This is a genomic window from Streptomyces spongiae, assembly GCF_009377185.1.
Classification (GTDB): Bacteria; Actinomycetota; Actinomycetes; order Streptomycetales; family Streptomycetaceae; genus Streptomyces; species Streptomyces spongiae.
Window position 1 is genome coordinate 1 of sequence record NZ_VJZC01000829.1, and the last position, 3,355, is coordinate 3,355.

At 68.5% G+C, this 3,355-nt stretch carries 5 protein-coding genes; 3 read left to right on the top strand and 2 right to left on the bottom strand.

Going from position 1 to position 3,355, the window contains the following annotated elements:
• Positions 1-71: 71 nt before the first annotated feature.
• Positions 72-917, bottom strand: a complete 846-nt coding sequence (locus FNH08_RS47390; protein ID WP_322726580.1) for an SDR family NAD(P)-dependent oxidoreductase — start codon at positions 915-917, stop codon at positions 72-74.
• A 41-nt stretch (positions 918-958) separates the two neighbouring features.
• Positions 959-1,357: a PPOX class F420-dependent oxidoreductase gene (locus FNH08_RS47395; protein ID WP_152778102.1), complete on the bottom strand. Its 399-nt coding sequence runs from the start codon at positions 1,355-1,357 to the stop codon at positions 959-961.
• A 176-nt stretch (positions 1,358-1,533) separates the two neighbouring features.
• On the opposite strand from FNH08_RS47395, the gene FNH08_RS47400 reads away from it, so the two are divergent.
• From FNH08_RS47400 to FNH08_RS47410, 3 genes are all read left to right on the top strand, one after another.
• Complete coding sequence (locus FNH08_RS47400; protein WP_152778099.1) at positions 1,534-2,073, top strand: TetR/AcrR family transcriptional regulator; 540 nt, start codon at positions 1,534-1,536, stop codon at positions 2,071-2,073.
• A gap of 136 nt (positions 2,074-2,209) precedes the next feature.
• Positions 2,210-2,575: a DUF4333 domain-containing protein gene (locus tag FNH08_RS47405; protein WP_152778100.1), complete on the top strand. Its 366-nt coding sequence runs from the start codon at positions 2,210-2,212 to the stop codon at positions 2,573-2,575.
• A gap of 19 nt (positions 2,576-2,594) precedes the next feature.
• Positions 2,595-3,281: an ABC transporter ATP-binding protein gene (locus FNH08_RS47410; protein ID WP_152778101.1), complete on the top strand. Its 687-nt coding sequence runs from the start codon at positions 2,595-2,597 to the stop codon at positions 3,279-3,281.
• Positions 3,282-3,355 lie beyond the last annotated feature (74 nt).

Genomic DNA, 3,355 nt, shown 5'->3' on the forward strand with positions numbered 1-3,355 from the left:
GGATGGGGGAGTTGTATGGGACGGGGCGTATGCCCTGAGCGTGCCGACTGCATGCTGCGGGGCCGAGGCCTCTACCTCAGCGTCTCGTTGTCCCGGTCGGCCAACAGCCTTTGGGTGTGCAGGTGCAGCCGCCGTGCTTCCTCGATCGCGAACCCGGGACCGAGTGGACTGAGCGGCACGTCCCGTACGAAGGCGCTGAGCGGTACGGCGGGTGGGTCGTCCAGGAGCCCGACGATCGGGACCACGGCCTCGTGGACCGGCTGGGCGGACCGGCGGATGATGTCGACCTGTGCCCTGACGTCCGGCGTGTACTGGCCCGAGAAACTGGTCCTGACCGTGCCCGGGTTGAGGAGTGCATACCGCACCTTCGTCCTCGGCCGGGTGTCCACGAAGGCGACGCCGAGGAGATCATTGAGCCGCCCGCCCTGCATGAGCGCCCGTTGCCCGTCGTACTCCCTCGCAAGCTGCAGGTCGTCCCAGTAGATCTCTCCTTCACTGCCCGGTCCCGCGATGTTGAGGATGACCGGGGTGTCGGCGGATTCGAGCAGGTCGGCCAGCCCGTGGCTCAGTACGAAGCGGCTGAGGTAGAAGTGGGCGAAGGTGTTCTCGAAGCCGTCGGTGGTGACCAGGCGGGTGGTCCGGAAGTGCCGGGCGCCCAGTACCAGGGCGTCGATCCGAGCCCAGGAGGATCGGATGTGGTCGATCACTGCTCGGGTCTCGGACAGCAGGCTCAGCTCGGCGGGTATGAAGTGCGCCCTGGCAGCCGCGCCACGTTGTCGTGCGCCATCGAGCCACTCCTCGCCCTTCTCCGCGCTGCGCCCGACGACCACCACCTCCTGCCCCCTGTCCAGGTACGTGTCGGCGATGGCCCTGCCGATGCCGTCCGTGCCGCCGGTGATGACATAAGTCCTTGTCACGGTGCTCCTCTTCCGCATCCTCGTCTTCCTCCCTCGTCGCCTCAGAGGAACCGCGACGCGATCTTCTCGGTTGTGACGTGGACGGTGACCAGTTCCGGGAGGGCGGCATACGCCTCAGGGCGGTGGTCGGCGTAGGTCTTGCCGGTGTACTTGACGGCCAGTTCATCCATGAGCCCGCGGCTGCCCGCACTTTCGAACCGGGCGGTGCCGCTGATCACCGCGTACCCGTAGGGCTCGTCGGGTGGGTTGACCGTCACGCTCAGCCGGGGATCCCGCCGCAGGTTGCGCACCTTGAGCTTGTCGACACCGGTCACGAAGAAGAGGCCGTCGCCGTTCCGCCCCACCCAGACCACTGACTGGTGCGGACTGCCGTCGGGCTGGAGGGTCGCCACGGTGACGAAGACCCTGGAATCGAGGACTTCTTTCAGTTTCTCGGACATGTGGACCGGGCTCACGCGGGACTCCTGGAACGAGGGCCGACGCGACGACGGACGCGCCGGAGTGACTGAAGTACCTGATTAGTGCCACAACTATGTGACATTTAATGAGTGCATTGCAATAGCGGTGTGTCAGTTGCTGGCTCATCGGCCTCGTGGCTGCGTATGCTCCGATCTCGATGAGAGCTGACGCGGCACGCAATCTGGACGCGGTCCTGCAGACCGGAGCGCGCCTGCTGGCGCTCGATCCCGGCACGAGCATCGCGGCCATCGCGGCAGCGGCGGGCGTTGACCGGCGTACCGTCTACCGCCGCTTCGCGACCCGCGAGGCACTCCTGGCCGCCGTTCAGGTGGCCAAGCTCGACGCCTGCGAGAAGGCCGTCGCAGCGGCTCGGCTGACCGAGGCGCCCGTGCTCGTGGCACTCCACCGGTACGCGGAGGGCATCATCACCGTGAGCAGGCGGTGGCCGGTGGACGTGCGGCACGTACAGGACGAGGTCGCAGTCAGCCGCCTCGGCCGGCTGATCGAGCAACTCGACGCCTTCATGGCCCGCGCGGTGCGTGAAGGGGTCATCCGCCCCGGCCTTCCGGACCGCTGGGCACGCTCCCTGCTCATCCACCTCACCAACATCGCTTCACACGAGATGCCGGAGCTGACCAGCGCGCAGGGCGCCGACATGGTGGTTCGGTCCTTGCTCGGCGGACTCGGCCCCGGCTGAGCGCACGACCCATCAGCCGTACGGCTGAGCAGGCCCCCGGCGAGGACCGCCAAGCCTGGCCGTTCGGCCGAGGTGGGCAGGGGGTGGCGGAGGCGAGGGTCGAGGGACTTCAAACCCTCGTCTCTGGAGGCGCAGCATGCAGCGCAAGTATCTGGTCCCTGTCGTCGGCACGGCGGTTGCCGTCATCGCCGGTGGAGTCGTCCTTACCCTCACGCTCGGCGGTACTGAGTCCACCACCGAGCTCGACAGTCAGTCGTCCGTGACGGTGGACGGTGAGAAGGCCCTGTCCGGGAACGTCGTCGGCGGGCGCACGCAGTCGAAGTACCACGCGTTGCCCTGGCTCGGGACCTCGGTGAAGGACGTGCGGTGCCCGGACCTGAAGGCCGTGGCCGGGGCGAAGGTGACCTGCACGGCGAAGGACGGCGACGGCGAGGCGGTGTCCATTCCGGTGAGTGTCGTTGACGCCGAGGGCTCGTCCGTCACCTGGAAGTTCGAGCGCTGAAGGGGACGGGGTATTCGTCATGAGCGTCGTCGTTCTGGCCGGACACGGTCTCACCAAGAGCTACGGTCCCACTCCCGCCCTGGCCGGGGTGGACGTGGAGGTCGCCGAGCGCGAGTCCCTCGCGATCATGGGCCCGTCGGGGTCGGGCAAGTCCACCCTCCTGCACACCCTGGCCGGGATCATTCGGCCGGATGGAGGGCAGGTGCTGCTGCGGGGCGAGCGGATCGATCGGTTCGGTGAGAACCGGCTCAGCGCGCTGCGGCGGAAGCGGTTCGGGTTCGTGTTCCAGTTCGGGCAGTTGCTGCCGGAGTTGCCCGCCGAGGAGAACGTGGCGCTGCCGCTGATGCTGGAGGGCATGCCGAGGCGCAATGCCGTGCGGGAGGCCCGCCGGTGGTTCGAGCCGCTCGGCCTCGGCGGGCTGGAGCTGCGCCGCCCGGGGCAGTTGTCCGGCGGGCAGGCCCAGCGGGTCGCCATCGCCCGTGCGCTCGCCGTGCGACCGGACGTGGTGTTCGCCGACGAACCCACCGGTGCGCTGGACCAGGCCACCGGCACGGAGGTCGTCCGCCTGCTCACCTCCGTCACCCGTGAGCAGGGCGCCTGCCTGGTGATGGTCACCCACGACGCCGAGGTCGCCGCCCACTGCGACCGGATTCTGTCGGTGCGGGACGGGCGTATCAACCAGTACAGCCAGTACACGGTTGCCTGATCCCCGGTCTGCCGAGTCCAGCCCCGTCCAGTCCAACCCTGCTGAATCCCGACCCCCCGGAGACCACCATGCCC